At 63.3% G+C, this 17,309-nt stretch carries 13 protein-coding genes; 7 read left to right on the top strand and 6 right to left on the bottom strand.

Annotated features, from left to right (window positions below):
• Positions 1 to 11 precede the first annotated feature (11 nt).
• Both mtnA and mtnK read right to left on the bottom strand, forming a co-directional pair.
• On the bottom strand, positions 12 to 1,106 hold the full coding sequence (gene mtnA, locus BLS48_RS08045) for an S-methyl-5-thioribose-1-phosphate isomerase (RefSeq protein WP_091576576.1): 1,095 nt from the start codon (positions 1,104 to 1,106) through the stop codon (positions 12 to 14).
• Entirely contained in the window at positions 1,103 to 2,374 is a 1,272-nt protein-coding gene (mtnK, locus tag BLS48_RS08040; protein WP_091576574.1) for an S-methyl-5-thioribose kinase, read from the bottom strand. The genes mtnA and mtnK overlap by 4 nt, the downstream gene beginning before the upstream one ends.
• Positions 2,375 to 2,511: 137 nt before the next feature.
• On the opposite strand from mtnK, the gene BLS48_RS08035 reads away from it, so the two are divergent.
• The 3 genes from BLS48_RS08035 (at position 2,512) to BLS48_RS08025 (ending at position 6,207) form a co-directional block, all read left to right on the top strand.
• On the top strand, positions 2,512 to 4,023 hold the full coding sequence (locus tag BLS48_RS08035; protein ID WP_091576902.1) for a sugar ABC transporter ATP-binding protein: 1,512 nt from the start codon (positions 2,512 to 2,514) through the stop codon (positions 4,021 to 4,023).
• Positions 4,024 to 4,109: 86 nt separating this feature from the next.
• Positions 4,110 to 5,105: an ABC transporter permease gene (locus BLS48_RS08030; protein ID WP_091576572.1), complete on the top strand. Its 996-nt coding sequence runs from the start codon at positions 4,110 to 4,112 to the stop codon at positions 5,103 to 5,105.
• A gap of 49 nt (positions 5,106 to 5,154) precedes the next feature.
• The gene (locus BLS48_RS08025) at positions 5,155 to 6,207 is read left to right on the top strand and encodes a substrate-binding domain-containing protein (RefSeq protein ID WP_091576900.1); all 1,053 of its coding nucleotides are present in this window, start codon (positions 5,155 to 5,157) and stop codon (positions 6,205 to 6,207) included.
• A 68-nt stretch (positions 6,208 to 6,275) separates the two neighbouring features.
• Here BLS48_RS08025 and BLS48_RS08020 read toward each other — a convergent pair whose 3' ends face one another.
• The 4 genes from BLS48_RS08020 to BLS48_RS08005 all read right to left on the bottom strand — a co-directional run bounded on the left by BLS48_RS08020 (position 6,276) and on the right by BLS48_RS08005 (position 10,044).
• On the bottom strand, positions 6,276 to 6,563 hold the full coding sequence (locus BLS48_RS08020; protein WP_091576570.1) for a type II toxin-antitoxin system RelE/ParE family toxin: 288 nt from the start codon (positions 6,561 to 6,563) through the stop codon (positions 6,276 to 6,278).
• Entirely contained in the window at positions 6,556 to 6,816 is a 261-nt protein-coding gene (locus tag BLS48_RS08015; RefSeq protein WP_425284665.1) for a ribbon-helix-helix domain-containing protein, read from the bottom strand. The genes BLS48_RS08020 and BLS48_RS08015 overlap by 8 nt, the downstream gene beginning before the upstream one ends.
• Before the next feature lie 123 nt (positions 6,817 to 6,939).
• Positions 6,940 to 8,994: a bifunctional aldolase/short-chain dehydrogenase gene (locus tag BLS48_RS08010; RefSeq protein WP_091576567.1), complete on the bottom strand. Its 2,055-nt coding sequence runs from the start codon at positions 8,992 to 8,994 to the stop codon at positions 6,940 to 6,942.
• 81 nt (positions 8,995 to 9,075) lie between these two features.
• Positions 9,076 to 10,044, bottom strand: coding sequence for a sugar-binding transcriptional regulator (locus tag BLS48_RS08005; protein WP_091576565.1), 969 nt, complete (start codon positions 10,042 to 10,044; stop codon positions 9,076 to 9,078).
• A gap of 198 nt (positions 10,045 to 10,242) precedes the next feature.
• On the opposite strand from BLS48_RS08005, the gene BLS48_RS08000 reads away from it, so the two are divergent.
• The 4 genes from BLS48_RS08000 (at position 10,243) to BLS48_RS07985 (ending at position 17,221) form a co-directional block, all read left to right on the top strand.
• On the top strand, positions 10,243 to 11,883 hold the full coding sequence (locus tag BLS48_RS08000; protein WP_091576564.1) for an acyl-CoA synthetase: 1,641 nt from the start codon (positions 10,243 to 10,245) through the stop codon (positions 11,881 to 11,883).
• A 187-nt stretch (positions 11,884 to 12,070) separates the two neighbouring features.
• Positions 12,071 to 12,679, top strand: coding sequence for a TetR/AcrR family transcriptional regulator (locus BLS48_RS07995; protein ID WP_091576562.1), 609 nt, complete (start codon positions 12,071 to 12,073; stop codon positions 12,677 to 12,679).
• Positions 12,680 to 12,733: 54 nt separating this feature from the next.
• Positions 12,734 to 13,882 carry an efflux RND transporter periplasmic adaptor subunit gene (locus BLS48_RS07990; RefSeq protein ID WP_091576560.1) on the top strand — a complete coding sequence of 383 codons (1,149 nt, stop codon included), beginning with the start codon at positions 12,734 to 12,736 and terminating at the stop codon, positions 13,880 to 13,882.
• Positions 13,883 to 14,080: 198 nt separating this feature from the next.
• Positions 14,081 to 17,221: an efflux RND transporter permease subunit gene (locus BLS48_RS07985; protein ID WP_091576559.1), complete on the top strand. Its 3,141-nt coding sequence runs from the start codon at positions 14,081 to 14,083 to the stop codon at positions 17,219 to 17,221.
• The last annotated feature ends 88 nt before the right edge of the window (positions 17,222 to 17,309 follow it).

The raw sequence follows: 17,309 nt of genomic DNA, 5'->3' as shown, positions 1-17,309 counted from the left end.
GTGCTAGCGCGTTACGCCCGCTCGGGAAACATCGCCTTCAGGCCCTCGCGCGAGGCCTTGGCGACGCCGCGTTCGGTGATCAGTCCGGTCACCAGCCGCGCCGGCGTCACGTCGAAGGCCGGGTTTGCCGCGGGCGTCGCCTCGGGCGATATGCGCACCTGGGCGATCTCGCCCTTGGCGGTCTTGCCCCACACCAGCGAGACCTCGTCGGCCGAGCGCTGCTCGATCGGGATCTCGGCCAGCCCGTCATGCACCGTCCAGTCGATGGTCGGCGACGGCAAGGCGACATAGAACGGCACGTCATTGTCGGCGGCGGCAAGCGCCTTCAGATAGGTGCCGATCTTGTTGCAGACATCGCCATCGGCGGTGGTTCGGTCGGTGCCGACAATGACCATGTCGATCTCGCCGCGCTGCATCAGGTGGCCGCCGGCATTGTCGACGATCAGCGTGTGCGGCACGCCGTGGCCGGCCATCTCCCAGGCGGTCAGCTGGGCACCCTGGTTGCGCGGCCGCGTCTCGTCGACATAGACGTGGACCGGAATGCCGGCTTCGGTTGCCAGGTAGATCGGCGCCGTTGCGGTGCCATAGTCGACTGTGGCCAGCCAGCCGGCATTGCAATGGGTCAGGATGTTGACCGGCTCGCCCTTCTGCTTGCGCGCCGCGATATCTTTGATGATGGCGAGGCCGTTGGCGCCGATGGCGCGGTTGAGGCCGACATCCTCATCGGCGATCTCACTGGCGCGGCGATAGGCGGCTGCGGCGCGTTGTTGTGTTGGCAGCGGCCGCAGGAAACGCCGCATCTCATCGAGCGCCCAGCGCAGGTTGATCGCTGTCGGGCGGGTCTCGTGCAGTGTCTCCCATACGGCATCAAGTGCGGCGTCCGACGGATCATCCGCCATCTGCATGGCGACGCCATAGGCGGCGGTGACGCCGATCAGCGGCGCGCCGCGCACCCACATGTCGCGGATGGCGGTGGCAATGCCGGCGACGGTGCCGATGGTCTCGATGCGGAAATCATGTGGCAGCCAGCGCTGGTCGATGATCTCCACCGAACGCCCATCGTCGCTCAGCCAGATGGTACGATAGTGGCGGTCGCCGACGTTCAAATGCTGTTCTCCTGTTCGATCAGCGTGGCCAGGGTGTTGACCTCGTCGATGCTGTGAATCTGGCGCCGGTTGACGGCGATGTGACGGCCGAACTTCAGCGCCTTCGCCTCACATGTGGCGCGCAGGTCCTCGTCGGCAATGGTCTCGAAATCGGCATTGTGGGCGAGGCCGAGGATGCGCCGGTGAACCTCGATGCCGGCAAAACCGAGCAGATCGGTCCAGACCTGATGCAGCACGTGGTCGAGCGCCTGCTCGGCGCCCAGCCTGTCGCCCTGATCCTCAAACAGGCTCTTCTGGTAGAGCATGCCGGTGCGCTCGGTGCGCCACAGATGCGAGAACTCGGCGCGGAACACCGACCACGTCTCGACGATGACGTCGAGCAGATAGGCGCGCATGGCATCGCGCTTGCCGGTCTGTTCATGGCCGCGCTGCGAGAAGAACGACATCCAGAAATTGGCGAGCAGCATGCCGACATCGAAGGCCATCGGGCCGTAGAAGGCGAACTCCGGATCGATCATCCGCGTTTCGGTGTCTGTCACCATGATCGAGCCCGAATGCAGGTCGCCATGCAGCAGCGTCTCGGCATTGGCGGCGAAGATATGCTTCAGCCGCTGCGCCTCGACCTTAAGATCTCGGTCGGCGCGCAGTTCGGCGACGAGCCCGTCGAGCTGCGGGCTGGTATGCCGGTTCATCCTGGCATCGAAATACGGGTCGGAGAACACCAGGTTCTCGGTGATGTCGCAGAGTTCGACATTGTCGGCGAACAGCGCCAGATCGGCCTTGCGATCCCTAGTCACCATCGAGAGGTCGGAGCCGCGAAACAGCGTGCGGGCCATGAACAGGCCGATATCCCTGGCGATATCAGGCAGCTGCCGGCCTTCGATCAGCGCCCGCCGCAGGATGATGTGCGGCGACAGATACTCCATGATGATCAGCGCCTGGCCTTCGTCGAAATGATAGATCGCCGGCACCGAGCCCGGCGCGCGCGCCTCCTGCCGGGTCAGCGCGTGATATTCGAAGAAGGAGCGCTTCAGCGGCAATGGCCAGCTGTCGCCGACGAGGCGGACATAGGGCAGGGCCTGCTTGACCACGGCGGCACCGCTGGCGCCCTCAACGATGAACACCAGGTTCAGATTGCCGTCACCGACCTCGCGGACTTTCCAGCGTGTCGTGTCCTTGCCGATCTTCGCGCATAGCGCCTCGTTCGTGCCGAGTCGCGTTGAAAGCGTCTCCACCGACAGTGCTTCGAACGGCAATTTCCCAGTCATTCTTCTCCCTCCCGCCTATGCGCTCCGATCATAGGGGAGCCTTAGCGGCTGGGCCAAGCTAGGAAGCTGTCTGGCAATTGTCAATCGTGTTGACAATTGCCGACATAGACCATAGCGTCATGGCCAGGGAGGAACGCATGGTCGGCAGTGCCGTGTTCCGCGTAGAGGGACTGAGGAAATCCTTTGGCCAGAACGAGGTGCTTGGCGGCGTCTCGCTGGAGCTTCATGCCGGTGAAGTGACGGTGCTGATGGGCGCCAATGGCGCTGGCAAATCCACCCTCGTCAAGATCATCAGCGGCGTCTATGAGCGCGGCGGCGGCACGATGAGCCTCGCCGGCCAGGACTTCGCGCCGAACACCCCGGCGGAGGCGATCCGCGCCGGCGTCGTCACCGTTCACCAGAACATCAATGACGGGGTCGTCGCCGATCTCGACGTCGCCACCAATCTGACCCTGGACCGGCTGAGCGGCAGCGGCGCCCCGTTCCTGTTCAATCCGGCCCGGGTGCGTCGCGAGGCCAAGGCGGTTGCCGACCGCATGGGGTTGGCCATCGACCTGAAGGCTCGAGTGAGCGATCTTTCGCTGGCCGATCGCCAGATGGTGGCGATTGCCCGTGCTTTGGCGCATCAGCCGAAAGTGCTCATCCTCGACGAGCCGACGTCATCGCTGTCCAGCGCCGAGGCCGACCGGCTGTTTGCGCTGGTCGACAGGCTGCGCGAGCAAGGCGTGGCGATCCTCTACATATCGCACCGCATGTCGGACATCCGGCGGCTTGCCGACCGCATCGTCTCGATGCGCGACGGGATCATCTCAGGCGTCTTCGACAAGAAGCCGCTCGACTATGAAGGCGCGGTCAACGCCATGCTCGGCCGCAAGATCCACCTCGACCAGATCGTTGCCAGGAGTTCTGCCAAGGCGATCCTGACCATCGACGGCCTGCGCATCGCGCCAGGCGCCAGGCCGATCTCGCTGACGCTCGGCGATGGCGAGGTCGTTGCCATTACCGGCCTCGTTGGCGTCGGCAAGACGGCGCTTGCCGAGACGCTGTTTGGCGTGCGCCGGCCGCTCGCCGGCGCCATGACGATGAACGGCAAGCCTTATGCGCCGGGCTCGGCGGGCGAGGCGATCGCCGCCGGCGTGTTCCTCGTCGCCAAGGATCGCGCCACCAGCGGTATCGTCGGCGGCTTCAACCTCGAGCGCAATGTCAGCCTGCCGTTCCTCAAGCGGATGGCGAATCTGGGCGTGCTCAAGCGCCGTCTCGAGCGCGCCACCGCGCGCCGGCAGATCGAGGAACTCGGCATCGTCTGTCGCTCCGAAAAAGATGAACTGGCGTCTCTCTCGGGCGGCAACCAGCAGAAGGTAATGGTCGCTCGCTGGATGGCGCAGGACGCAACGCTGTTCATCCTCGACGAGCCGTTTCAGGGCGTCGACATCTCGGCCAGGCGCGATATCGCCGCCAAGCTGAGGGCCAGTGCCAATGGCCGCGCGACGCTGCTGTTCGTCACCGAACTCGATGAGGCGTTGGAGACGGCCGACCGCATCCTGGTGATGTCGGAGCAGACCATCGTCGGCGAACATCGCAACGCCGAAGTCGATCTCGATCGCCTTCTGGCCGAGGTGGCCGGCGGGCCGTTGCACGACGCGGCCTGAGCATGGCGGTGGGTAAATGGGAATCGGAACGGAGAAACTATGGGTTCGAGTTGGGTAAGAACGGCAGCGGCGCGCGGGAGCGCTGAATGACGCTGCGCGACCACGCCATCCGCTACGGGTTCATCGTCCTGCTGTTCGGTCTCGTCGCCTATTTCGCGATCGCTGCCGACGGTTTCGTCTCGCCGCAAAGTGCCGTCTTCATCTTCCAGTCGGTCGCCATCACCGGCGTGCTGGCGCTCGGCGTCACCGCCACTCTGGTCGTTGGCGGCTTTGATCTCTCGATCGGTTCGGTCGCCACCTCCGCCATGATGGCTGCGGCCTATGTGATGGTGGTGCTGGAGCAGAACGCCGTCGTCGCGGTCGTCGTCTGCCTGCTGATCGGCGCCATCGTAGGCCTGATCAACGGCTGGTTGATCGTCTACATGCGCGTGCCCGATCTTCTGGCGACGCTCGGCATGATGTTCCTGCTCGTCGGCCTGCAGCGCATTCCGACCGAAGGCCGCTCGATCGCCACCGGCATGACGATGCCCGATGGCTCAGTCGCCAACGGCAAGTTCGGCGACGCCTTCCTGGCGCTCGGCCGCCACCGCTTCGATTTCTTCATCCCGAACCTCATTCCGGTGTCGGTCGTCGTGCTGCTCGTGCTCGCCGTGCTGATCTGGTTCTTCCTCGAGTACACCCGTTTTGGACGGATGATGTACGCGGTCGGCAGCAATGAGCGCGCCGCCGAACTCGCCGGCGCGCCTGTCAAGGCATACAAAATCTGGGCCTACGTCATTTCAGGAGTTTTTGCCTCGATCGGCGGTATTTTGCTCGCTGCCCGACTTGGACGCGGTGATATCGCCTCGGGTAATAATCTGCTGCTCGACGCTGTCGCGGCGGCGCTCATCGGCTACGCGGTGCTCGGCGCCGCCAAGCCGAACGCCTTCGGCACCGCCGTCGGCGCGCTGTTCGTCGGCATCTTGCTGCAAGGCCTGACCATGATGAACGCGCCTTACTACACGCAGGATTTCGTCAAGGGCGTGGTTCTGGTCGTCGCCCTTGTCTTCACCTTTGCACTTTCCGGCAGGGGCAGGGGATAGCTTTCGACCGGGCAGGATTTTGGGTTCAACAAGAGTGGAGGAAAACAAGGTGAACATCACAAGAAGACTTCTAGGAAAGGTCGCGCTCGGGCTGGCCGGCGCAACCATGCTGATGCAGTTCCCGGCACTGGCGGCGGACAAGCCGGCGCCGTTCGACAAGCCCGGCGTCAAGATCGCGCTGGTGCGCTATCTCTCGACCGGCGACTTCTTCCAGGCCTATCTGTCGGGCGTCGAGGCACAGTCGAAAGCGCTCGGTATCGATCTGCGCGTCCTCGACAGCCGCCAGGACGCAGCCCTTCAATCCGACATGGTCGATCAGGCCATCGCACTCGGCGTGCAGGGCATCATCATCCAGCACGGCCTGACGGAATCGATGAAGGACGCCGCCCAGCGCGCGGTCGATGCCGGCATCAAGGTGGTTGCTTTCGACGTCAATGTCGAAAACCCCAAGATCCCGCAGATCGAGCAGTCCGACCGCGACCTTGCGCGCCTGGCGCTCGAACAGGCGGTCAAGGACAATGGCGACAGCTGGAACGCCGGCTATGTCTATGTCGCCGGCATCGCGCCGCTCGATCGCCGCAACGAGACCTGGGTCGATGTGAAAAAGAAATACTCGGGCATCAAGGAAGTCGCGATGTTCGGCACGCTCGACAATCCGATCGCCAACTCCGTCGCCAACCAGGCGCGTTCGGTGCTGTCGGCCCACCCCGACATCAAGGTGATGTTCGCCCCCTATGACGAATTCGCCAAGGGTGTGAAGATCGCCGTCGACGAAGCCGGCCTGAACAAGGGTATCAAGATCTATTCGGCCGATATCTCGACGTCCGACATCGCCGCGATGCGCGAGCCCGATAGCGCCTGGGCAGCGACCGCCGCCACCAACCCGGCCGTGGTCGGCCAGGTCTCGGTGCGCGCGCTGGCGCAATTGCTCGCCGGTGAAGACCCCGGCCAGAACGTCATCGTGCCGCCGACGCTGATCACCCAGAAGGAACTGGTCGACAAGGACATCAAGAACATGGAGGACCTGTCGGCCAAGCTGCCGCAGTTCGCCCATGCCGATGTCGCGATGCCGGCCTGGATGCCGAACCCGAACGCGAAGTAGTCGCGAGTCTGATAAACGCAAAAGGGCGGCCACGAGCCGCCCTTTTCATATTGAGGTAGGCTCTCGCTTTACAGCCAGTGTTCCGGATCGCGCATCCCGCGGACGACAGCCACGACCAAGACACCGTCCGGCTGCGGCTCGTAGATGACGATGTAGCGGCCTTCGATGAGCACGCGGGCTGTCGCGCTCAATTCCGGCCGGGCCGTGCCCATCTTGGGGTGCTGTGCCGCCAGGTCCAGCTTCTCAAAAATGCGCATCAGCAGCCGGTCCGCTGCCTTTTCATTGTTGATTGCTATCGTGTGCCAGATATCCCGCAAATCCTGCGAAGCGCGCGGTGTGAGCCGATATCTAGCCACGAGCGCGGCGTTCTGCTTTCAGATTGCGCAGAAACTCGGCGGGGTCGATTTCCACCGGCTTGCCGCTGGCCATGCCGTCGGCATAGGCGCGCTTCAAGTGCTCGAGTTCAAGGGCGCGCAATTCCTCCCGCTGCTCCCACAGGCGCAAGGCGTCGCGGACAATCTCGCTGTTGGAGGCATAGCCACCACCTTCGATGGCGCTTTGCAGGCGAGCACTCTGCTTCGCGGTAAGCGAGATGGTGAGAGTGCGCATCGGTTCAGCTTTCATGCCGATCCTGTATCACGACTCACAAGAACTAACAATATTTATTAGGATTCCGGTATCTCATGTTGTGATCCCCTGCCTTGTGGCAGGGGATCACAAGGAAAGTTTTGCCTACCGCAGCGCCGCCGCGATGTTGCCGCCGTCGACCGTCGTCACATCGGCGGTGGTCCGTTCGGCCAGCGCATGATGCAGGAAGGCCTGCGCCACGTCCTGCGCCGTCACTTCCTGGCCAAGCAGATTGCCGGACATGTATTCTTTTTCCGAAACGCCGCGCGCGCCCGAACGGCTGGCGATCATGGCGTCGGTCAAAAGGCCTGAGCGGATGCGGTCAGCGTTGACGGCGTTCGAACGGATGCCGAAGGTGCCGTAGTCGAGCGCGTATTGCCGGGACAGGAACAGCGTCGCCGCCTTCGGCACGCCATAAGCGCCGAACTTGGGGCCCGGATTGACCGCCTGCTTGGAGGTGTTGAACAGGAGCACGCCGCCGGTACCCTGTTCGAGCATGATGCGCACGGCGTTCTGCGCCACCGACTGGTGGGCGAAGAAGTTGAGCTCGAAGCTCTTGCGCAGAAGCGCGTCGTCGAGTTCGCCGATCCGGCCTTCCCAGGCAGCCCCGGCATTGGACACCAGGATGTCGACGCCGCCGAACACGGCAACCGCCCTGTCGAAGGCGGCTCGCACCTGTGCGGGATCGGTAATGTCGGCGGCGACGCCGATCGAGTTGTTGCCGGCCTTCTTTGCAGCGTCAGCGGCCTTTTCGGCATCGAGATCGACGACGACCGCGTGAGCGCCATTGTCGGCGAACAGCTTGGCCGTCGCGGCCCCGATCGCGCCGGCGCCGCCCGTGATCAGCACCACCTGGCCGGTCAGCGGCTTCGGCTTGTTGGAGGCGAGCTTGGCCTGTTCCAGAGACCAGTATTCGAGCGGGAACAGGTCGGCCTTGGAAAGCGGATGGAAACGGCCGACCGCTTCGGCGCCGCGCACCGCCTCAATCCACATCTCGCCGACGTCGGAAGCGATCCTGGCATCCTTCAGCGTGCGGCCGTGGCCGAACATGCCGAGGCCCGGCACCAGCGTCAGCCGCGGCATCGGGTCGAGCATGGTGCGTTTGACATCGTCGAGCGCATCGTTGGTTTCGAAATAGGCGCGGTAATCCTTGGCGAAGGCGTCGACGTGGCTCTTGATCACGGCCTTGTAGTCGCCGATCTTGTCGGCATCGGGGGCCGGCACAGCCATCGGTCCGGTCTTGATGCGGATCGACAAATCGGGCGTTGACACACCGCGTCCGGCATAATCGGCGATCTCGGCCGAGTTGATGAAATCGACGATGGCGTCCGAGGTGCGGAAGTCGCTGATCATGCGGTCGAAGCGGCCTTCGCCGCGCGCCACCGCGACGGCGCCGCGCAGCATCGGCGCGATGGCTGCCGGTGTGGCGAGCTTTGCAGGCAGCGCGGCCTTTGCCGCCTTCGGCTTGGCGTGTTTGGCGACATAGTCCTCGGCGACGTTCACATAGTGGATCATCCGGTCGTAGGCTTGCCTGGCATCGTCGCCGAACGTGAAGATGCCATGCTTGTCGAGGATCAGGCCCTCGACCGTCGGGTCGGCGTCGAAGACGTCTGCCGCCGCCTTGGCGAGATCGAAACCGGGCATGATGTAGGGCACGTACCCCATCTTGTCGCCGAACACCGTCCTCACCAGCGGCTTGCTGTCTTCCTGATCGACGATGGCGAGGATGGCGGTCGAATGGGTATGGTCGACGAATTTGTGCGGCAGGAAGGCATGCAACAGCGTCTCGACCGAGGGATTGGGTGAGGATGGGTCGATGAGATTTGCCCGCTGCAGGGCGACCATGTCCTCGTCGGAGAGCTTGTTGAGCCTGCGCGCCTTGAGCAGCGCGCCCATCTTCACCGCCGGCAGCCCCTGCGGCTCGATGACGGCCATGTCCCAGCCGCTGCCCTTGACGCACAACACGTCCCATTCGTCGCCAAGGAGGTCGGTTGCCTTGGTCTTGCAGGAGGTGTTGCCGCCGCCATGCAGCACGAGCCGCGGCTCGCCGCCAAGCAGCCGCGTCGTGTAGACGCGCAGTGCCAGGTCGCCGTCGACGCCTTTCCTGGCATAGTCGGCAACCATCTTTTCCGCGTCGCCGTCATTCCAAAGGTTCTTCATTTCGCTTCGTCCGATTCCGTCTTCTTGCTGGTGAACAGGAAAGCCGCGACGCCTTGATGACAACGCGGCGAGGTGGTCTTGCTAGGATGCCTTTTCGCTTGCAGCGGCTCCGGCATGGTCCAGAAGCCGCTGCGCCATGCGTGCGCCGACCACCAGATGGGTGCAAAGTCCGCCTGCAATCGCCGCGAGAAGCGGTTCGAACTTGCTGTCCTCCTGCACGACCATCAGGCGCCTGTCGATGGCGCGCAGCGAGGAGAGCTCGGCGGAGATCACCCGGCGGTTGTAGCTGCAATCGAGCAGCTTGCCGTCGGCGTCGATGATCTGCCCTGCGATGACACCGGCGGCACCTCGGCTGCGCAGCTCCGCCATTTCGTCAGGAGTGAGCGCGCCGCATTTGACCAGATGGCTGTCGGCATCGACCGCTCCGACCGAGTACAGCGCCAGATCGCATTCGCCAATCCCCGACAATTGCTCACGGATCACCGGCTCGGCGCGCAGCGCGCGCGCCAGCTCTTCCGTCGACAGCACCAGCGGCGCGTAGAAATTGAGGCCCTTGGCATTGAGCCGCCGCGCGATCTCCATCGTGCACTGGTCGGGCCGGTAGGAATAGGGCGCTCCGAGATTGCCGCAGAGCTGCACCACCGTCACGTCCTGCAGATCGGCATAGGACATGATGTCGGCGATCGTGTAGACGGTGCGGCCCCAGGCAACGCCGATGCGGTCGCCCTTCTTGACCAGTTCGAGAAACACGCTCGCCGCCAGCACGGCGATTTCCATCGAGGGGTCGGCAATGTGGTCGTTCCCGGGCGCGATCCAGACCGCGTCGAGCTTCAGTGCATCCTCGAGCTTGCGCGCCAGCACATCGTCGGTGAAAAGCTGGGTCGAGGTCGAGATGTTGACAATGCCGGTCTCGCGCGCCTTGCGCAGATACATGGCGACCGAGGCACGGGAGATGTTAAGCTGGCTCGCAACCTGATCCTGCCGCAGGCCATGCGCGTAATACAGCCACGCGGCCTTGTGAATCAGCTGCTCTGCTGGTCGGATCGCCATGCCATCTCCTCCGCTGACATTATTCACGGCCTTCGACAAAAGTCAAACCGAGCGCGAGAGTGCAAACGTCTTTCTCTCGTTGATCGGGATCAAGGCGAAGCTGGCTGTGGTGTATGACAGGCTTCGCATACAAGGATGGTGACGTGGCCTGGAGCCTGTGATTAGAAGTCTCCAACCAGGAAGCCAAGGGGAGGCGGGATGGGCAAGCCTTATGAGCAGGATCTCGACAAGAACGCGGCCAATCACCAGCCGCTGACGCCGCTCACCTACCTGGAGCGCGCGGCAAAGACCTATCCTGACCATATCGCCATCATCCATGGCCGCCAGCGCATGGACTATCGCACGTTCTGGCGCCGGTCGCTGAAGCTTGCCTCGGCGCTTCGCAAGCGCGGTATCGGCAAGGGCGATACGGTCACCGTCATGTTGTCCAACACGCCGCCGATGCTGGAGGCGCATTTTGGCGTGCCGATGACCAAGGCGGTGCTCCATTCGCTCAACACCCGCCTCGACGCCGCGGTCATCGCCTTCCAGCTCGACCATGCCGAAACCAAGGTGCTGATCGTCGACCGCGAGTTTGCTGGTGTCGTCAGGCAAGCGCTGGATCTGGCCAAGGTCAAGCCGCTGGTCATCGACTATGACGACCCCGAATACGCCGCCGACGCGCCCTATCCGAAGGGCCAGCGCATCGGCACATCCGACTATGAGGCGTTTGTCGCTGAAGGCGACGAGGACTTTGCATGGTCGATGCCCGACGACGAATGGGACGCCATTTCGCTCAACTACACCTCCGGCACGACAGGCAATCCAAAGGGCGTCGTCTACCACCATCGCGGCGCGGCCCTGATGGCCTACACCAACACCATCCATGCCGGCATGGCCAAGCATGCGGTCTATCTGTGGACGCTGCCGATGTTCCACTGCAACGGCTGGTGCTTTCCATGGACGCTCGCCATTCAGGCCGGCACCCATGTCTGCCTGCGCTGGGTGCGGCCGAAGCCGATCTACGACGCCATCGCCGATCACGGCGTCACGCATCTGTGCGGTGCACCGGTCGTCATGTCGGTGCTGATCAATGCGAAGGACGAAGACAAGCGCGAGTTTCCGCAGACGGTCACCTTCAACACGGCCGCGGCACCGCCGCCGGAAGCCGTGCTGTCCGGCATGGCCGATGCCGGCTTTGCCGTCACCCATCTCTATGGCCTCACCGAGACCTATGGCCCGGCGGTGGTCAACGAATGGCATGACGCCTGGAACGATCTCGAAAAGGGAGAGCGCAGCGCCAAGAAAGCACGACAGGGCGTTCGCTACGCCGCTCTCGAAGGCCTGACCGTCATGGATCCCGAGACGATGCAGGCAACGCCGGCGGATGGCGAGACCATCGGCGAAGTCATGTTCCGCGGCAACATCGTCATGAAGGGCTACCTGAAGAACCGCAAGGCGAGCGACGAAGCCTTCGCCGGCGGCTGGTTCCATTCCGGCGATCTCGGCGTCATGCATCCCGACGGCTACATCCAGCTCAAGGACCGCTCCAAGGACATCATCATTTCCGGTGGCGAGAACATCTCGTCGATCGAGGTCGAGGATGCGCTCTACAAGCACCCTTCCATTGCCTCTTGCGGCGTGGTCGCCAGGCCCGATGACAAATGGGGCGAGGTGCCAATAGCCTATGTCGAACTGAAGCCCGGCAAGAGTGCGAGCGAGGCCGAGATCATCGAGCACTGTCGTGCGCTGCTCGCCCGCTTCAAGGTGCCGAAGGCGGTGATCTTCGCCGAAATCCCGAAGACCTCCACCGGCAAGATCCAGAAGTTCCGGCTGCGCGAGATGGCCAAGGTCGCCTGACGGCTCCGACAGCTCTTTCAAGAATATTTTTAGCGGCCCGCATCCTCGGGCCGCTCCGTGACGTCTGTTGGATGTCACCATCTGTCACCAATCGTACGCGTATATCGAATCCGCATTGACAGGTCGCATGTTTCGATTTACGAGTGACGAAAATTGAAATTCGTCACTCGTAAATAAGCAGAAGGCCATGTCCGAAGCCGCCACCATAGTCGCCGACGCCGCCCGACAGGAAAATGTAACGCGCATTCTCGACTGCGCCGAGCGCCTGTTCCGGCACTATGGCTACGGCAAGACCAATGTCGCCGACATCGCGCGCGAACTCGGCATGTCGCCGGCCAACATCTACCGTTTCTTCGCCTCCAAGGTCGAAATCCACCAGGCCGTCTGCGGCCGGATGCTCGGTGCCAGTTACAAGATGGCCTACGAGATTTCTCGCCTGCCGATCAGCGCCGAGGAGCGGCTGCGCCGCTACGTGCATGCGCAGTACAAAATGACGCTGGAGGTCATGCTTGACGACCAGAAGGTCCATGAGATGGTCGTCGTCGCGCTCGAGCGGGACTGGGGCGTCATCGACAAGCACGTCAACAGCATTCACGACCTGTTCGCGGAAGTTATCCGCGATGGCATCGAGGCCGGTGAGTTCAGGGAACAGGATCCGGTGATCGCCTCACGCTGCTTCGGCGCCGCCACGGTCATCCTGTGCCATCCGCAGATGGTCGCGCAGTGCCTTGCCAAGACCAACCGGGCGATGCCCGACGACCTCATCGATTATGCGATCAAGGCCTTGAAGAAATAGCCGCCGCACGCGGGTGCCGGTGTCGACCGTTCATCTCCAGTCAGGAGTACCAAGATGTCTTTGCCCACTTCCATCCTTCGCAAGCTGCCAGCTGCCGGACTGATCGTCGCGGCGCTCGGGCTTGCCGGCTGCTCGCAAGAAAATGCCGAAGTCAAGGATATCATCCGCCCGGTCAAGGTCGTCGAGATCGCCCAGGCGCATGACACCCGCACGCTCTCCTATTCCGGCTCGGTGCGGGCCCGCACCGAGAGCGCTCTGGCTTTCCGGGTCAATGGCAAGATCACCGAGCGCCTTGTCGACATCGGTCAGCATGTGGCGCCCGGCGACGTGCTCGCCCGCGTCGATGCTTCCGACTACGATCTTTCGGTCAAAAGCGCGCAGGCGGCGCTTGATGCAGCCGAGCGGCAGGTCGAGACCGTCGAACTTGCGCGCAAGCGCGCCGAGCAGCTTTTTGCCAAGAACTTTGCGCCGAAATCGCAGCTCGAACAGGCAACGCTGACCTATGACCAGGCCGTGGCCACCCGCGATTCCGCCCGCTCCTCGCTTGACCAGGCCAAGAATCAGGTCGGCTATACCGATCTCAAGGCTGACAGGGACGGCATCGTCACGGCGGTCAACGCCGATGTCGGCCAGGTGGTTGGCTCCGGCACGCCGGTGGTCACCGTCGCCGTCGACGGCGAAAAGGAAGTGCTGATCGCGGTGCCGGAAATGGAAATCGCCGAATTCAAGCCCGGCAAGGTCGTCAAGGCCGGTTTCTGGTCCGACGACGCGCTGGCGCTTGATGGCAAGGTTCGCGAAGTCGCCGGCAGCGCCGACCCGCAGTCGCGCACCTTTGCCGTCCGCGTCAGCCTGCCCAACGACCCACGCGTGCTTCTTGGTATGACCGCCAACATTGAAGCCTCGGCGGCCAATGAGCGGCAACTCGTGTCGATCCCGCTGAGCGCGCTGGCCGAGCAAGACAGCCAGTCGATCGTCTGGACCGTCGATCGTGGCGCCGACACTGTTCACGCCCGCCCGGTAAAGGTCGCCAAGTTCGCCGCCGATGGCGTGCGTGTCGCCGAAGGTTTGAAACCTGGTGATGTCGTCGTCGCGGCCGGCACGCAGTTCATGACCGAGAACCTGAAAGTGAAACTCGCTGCCGACACGGTGCTGCAGTCCGCCTCCGCGGCAGGCGATGGCGGCGACACCAAGCAGTTGCGCTGACGACAGACAACCGGCTGCGCGTTCCCGCAGCCGCTGGTTTCCGGGCGGCAGGCGCCCGATCCGAGACGCTCGGTTGATGTAACCCCCACATCGATCTTCGCGTCCCACCGCGATGAGTGTTTCTCCGCTCGGAGAGCCCTGCCGCCCGGAAGCCACTACCGAACCTCGATCTTGTTGCTAACAGATGGACCACCATCCATGACCAATTCCACGGACGAGAAGCGGCCCTTCAACCTGTCACGCTGGGCGATCGGCCATCCCGCCATTGCGCGGTTCCTGTTCGGCCTGATCATCATTTCCGGCGCGCTCGGCCTGATGCGCATGGGCCAGAAGGAAGATCCCGATTTCACCTTCCGGGTGATGGTCGTCCAGGCGATCTGGCCGGGCTCCTCGATCCAGGAGATGGAAGATCAGGTCGTCAACAAGATCGAACGCAAGTTGCAGGAGACGCCGCATCTCGACTTCGTGCGCTCCTTCACCCGCGCCGGCAGCGCCATCATCACGGTTCAGATCAAGGGCGACACCAACGCCGAAGAGGTGAAGGATGCCTTCTACCAGGTGCGCAAGAAGGTCGGCGATATCGCCGGCGATCTGCCACAGGGCCTGCTCGGCCCCTATTTCAATGATGAGTTCGGCGACACCTTCATTACCCTGCATTCGATCAGCGGTGACGGCTTCAGCTATCCCGAGTTGAAGAAATTCGCCATCCAGGCGCGCGACATGCTGCTGACGACGCCAGGCGTCGAGAAGGCAGTGATCATCGGCGACCAGCCGGAAAAGCTCTACATCGACGTTTCGTCCAAGGCGCTGGCCGAACGCGGCCTGACGCTTATCGATCTGCAGAACGCGATCATGGGACAGAACAATGTCGACCCGGCCGGGTCCGTCGATACGGGCACCAACTCGGTGCGCATCTCGGTCGAGGGCGACGTCAGCAAGGTCGAGGACATCCGCAATCTGCGCTTGCGCGCCGGCGGTCAGGTCACCCGGCTGGGCGATATCGCCACCGTGACCTCAGGACTGGAAGATCCCTTCCAGCGCAAATACCGCTTCAACGGTCATGACAGCGTGCAGCTTGGTGTCGTCATGGCCAAGGGCTTCAAGGTCACCGATGTCGGCAAGGACGTCGAGGCAACCTACAAGCGCTTCGAGGAGACGTTGCCCTATGGTGTTTCGGTCGACCAGATTTCCGACCAGCCGGGAGTTGTCACGGATGCGGTGGCCGAATTCATGCATGCGCTCGGCGAAGCGCTGCTGATCGTTCTTGTCGTCTCGTTCCTGTCGATCGGCTGGCGCTCGGGCCTGGTCATCGCCATCGCCATTCCGCTGGTTCTGGCAGCCACGTTTGCCATCATGTACGAGCTTGGCATCGACCTGCAGCGTATCTCGCTCGGCGCATTGATCATCGCGCTCGGCCTGCTTGTCGACGACGCCATGATCGTCGTCGAGATGATGGAGCGCAAACTCGAGGAGGGGCTGGTCAAGATCGAGGCGGCAAGCTTTGCCTATTCCTCGACCGCCTTCCCGATGCTGACCGGCACGCTGATCACCACCGCCGGCTTCATTCCTGTCGGCTTCGCCGCTTCGACGGCCGGCGAATATGTGCGCACCTTGTTCTACGTCGTCGGCATCGCGCTGGTCGTGTCCTGGTTCGTGGCGGTCTATTTCACGCCATGGCTCGGCAACATGATCCTCAAGCAGCGCAAGCATGCCGGCACGCATCACGATGCCTTCGACACGCGCTTCTACCGCAGGCTTCGCTCGACCGTCGGTTGGGCGGTGCGCCATCGCATCATCGTTCTGGTGATGACGCTGGTGACCTTCGGCACCAGCCTGTGGGCGTTCCAGTTCATTCCGCAGAACTTCTTCCCGCAATCGTCGCGGCCGGAAATCCTCGTCGATCTCTGGCTGCCGGAAGGCACCAGCATCAAGGAGGTCGAGACGCAGGCCAAGGCGCTTGAGGCCAAGATGATGGACGACAAGGACAAGCGCTTCATCGCCACCTATATCGGCGAAGGCGCGCCGCGCTTCTTCCTGCCGCTTGATCAGCAGCTGCGCAATCCGAACTTTGCCCAGATGCTGGTCATGGCCAATGATGAGCCGGCGCGCGAAAGGCTGATCGTCAAGCTGCGCGCCGTCCTGGCTGAGGATTTCCCCTCGATCCGCGCCAAGGTCGACCGCCTGTTCCTCGGGCCGCCGACCGGCTGGCCAGTGCAGATGCGCGTCATGGGGCCGGATCGCCAGGAGGTACGCCGCATCGCCGATCAGGTGAAGGCGAAGTTCCGCGAGGATCCGCTGCTCGGCGCCGTGCATGACGACTGGCTGGAGCCGGTGCCGGCGATGAAGCTGGTCATCGACCAGGATCGCGCCCGCGCGCTCGGAGTCACCTCGCAGCGCATCCGCCAGATGCTACAGACTGCAATGTCGGGCGCGCCGCTCGACGACTTCCGTGACGGTGAGGAGACGGTGTCCATCGTTGCCCGCGAGCCGGATGCTAGCCGCAGCCTGCTGTCCTCGGTTGACTCCGTCTATATCCCGACCGATTTCGGCGGCTTCGTGCCGCTGTCGCAGGTGGCCAAGGTGGTTCCGGTCCTGGAGCAAGGCATCGAATGGCGTCGTGACCGCTTGCCGACCATCAGCGTACGGGCAACGCTGCCCGACGGCGTGCAGTCCAACGACGTCGTCACCAAGATGTACAAGGACATGCAGGGCCTGCGCGATGGCCTGGCGCCCGGCTACAAGATCGAGATCCAGGGCGGCGCCGAGGATTCGGCGGAAAGCCAGGCGTCGATCGCAGCCAAGGCGCCGGTCATGCTCGCCATCATTGTGGTTCTGCTGATGATACAGCTGCAGAATTTCGGCAAGGCGATGCTGGTGCTGGCCACCGGTCCGCTCGGCATCATCGGTGCGGCCGCCGCACTGCTGATAAGCGGCGCGCCGTTCGGCTTCGTCGCCATCCTCGGCGTCATCGCGCTGCTCGGCATCATCATGCGCAATTCGATCATCCTGGTCGACCAGATCGACCAGGACATCGCGAGAGGCATGGAACGATCCGAAGCGATCATCGGCTCGGCCGTCCGCCGTTTCCGGCCGATCGTGCTGACGGCGATGACGGCGGTGCTGGCGCTGATCCCGATCTCGCGCGCTGTCTTTTGGGGTCCGCTCGCCTACGCCATGATGGGCGGTATCCTCGTTGCCACCGTGCTGACCATCCTGGTGCTGCCGGCCGGCTACGCCCTGTTCTTTGGGCGGGAGCCCAAGAAGGCGGCGGATACAGAACAGACGCCTGAGCCAGAGTTGCCTGCCGAAAGGCCGCAACTGGCGCTGGCTGCCGAATAAATAACGCGGGTCGGACGGTACTGTCCGACCCGCAAATTTTGCGGTCTTCCACTGATTCATAACCCGGTCTCTCACCGGTCCGACCGAC

The sequence above is a fragment of the Mesorhizobium qingshengii genome (assembly GCF_900103325.1).
GTDB classification, from domain to species: domain Bacteria; phylum Pseudomonadota; class Alphaproteobacteria; order Rhizobiales; family Rhizobiaceae; genus Mesorhizobium; species Mesorhizobium qingshengii.
The sequence above is the reverse complement of the archived record's forward strand: the minus strand, read 5'-3'. Positions and strand labels throughout refer to the sequence as shown.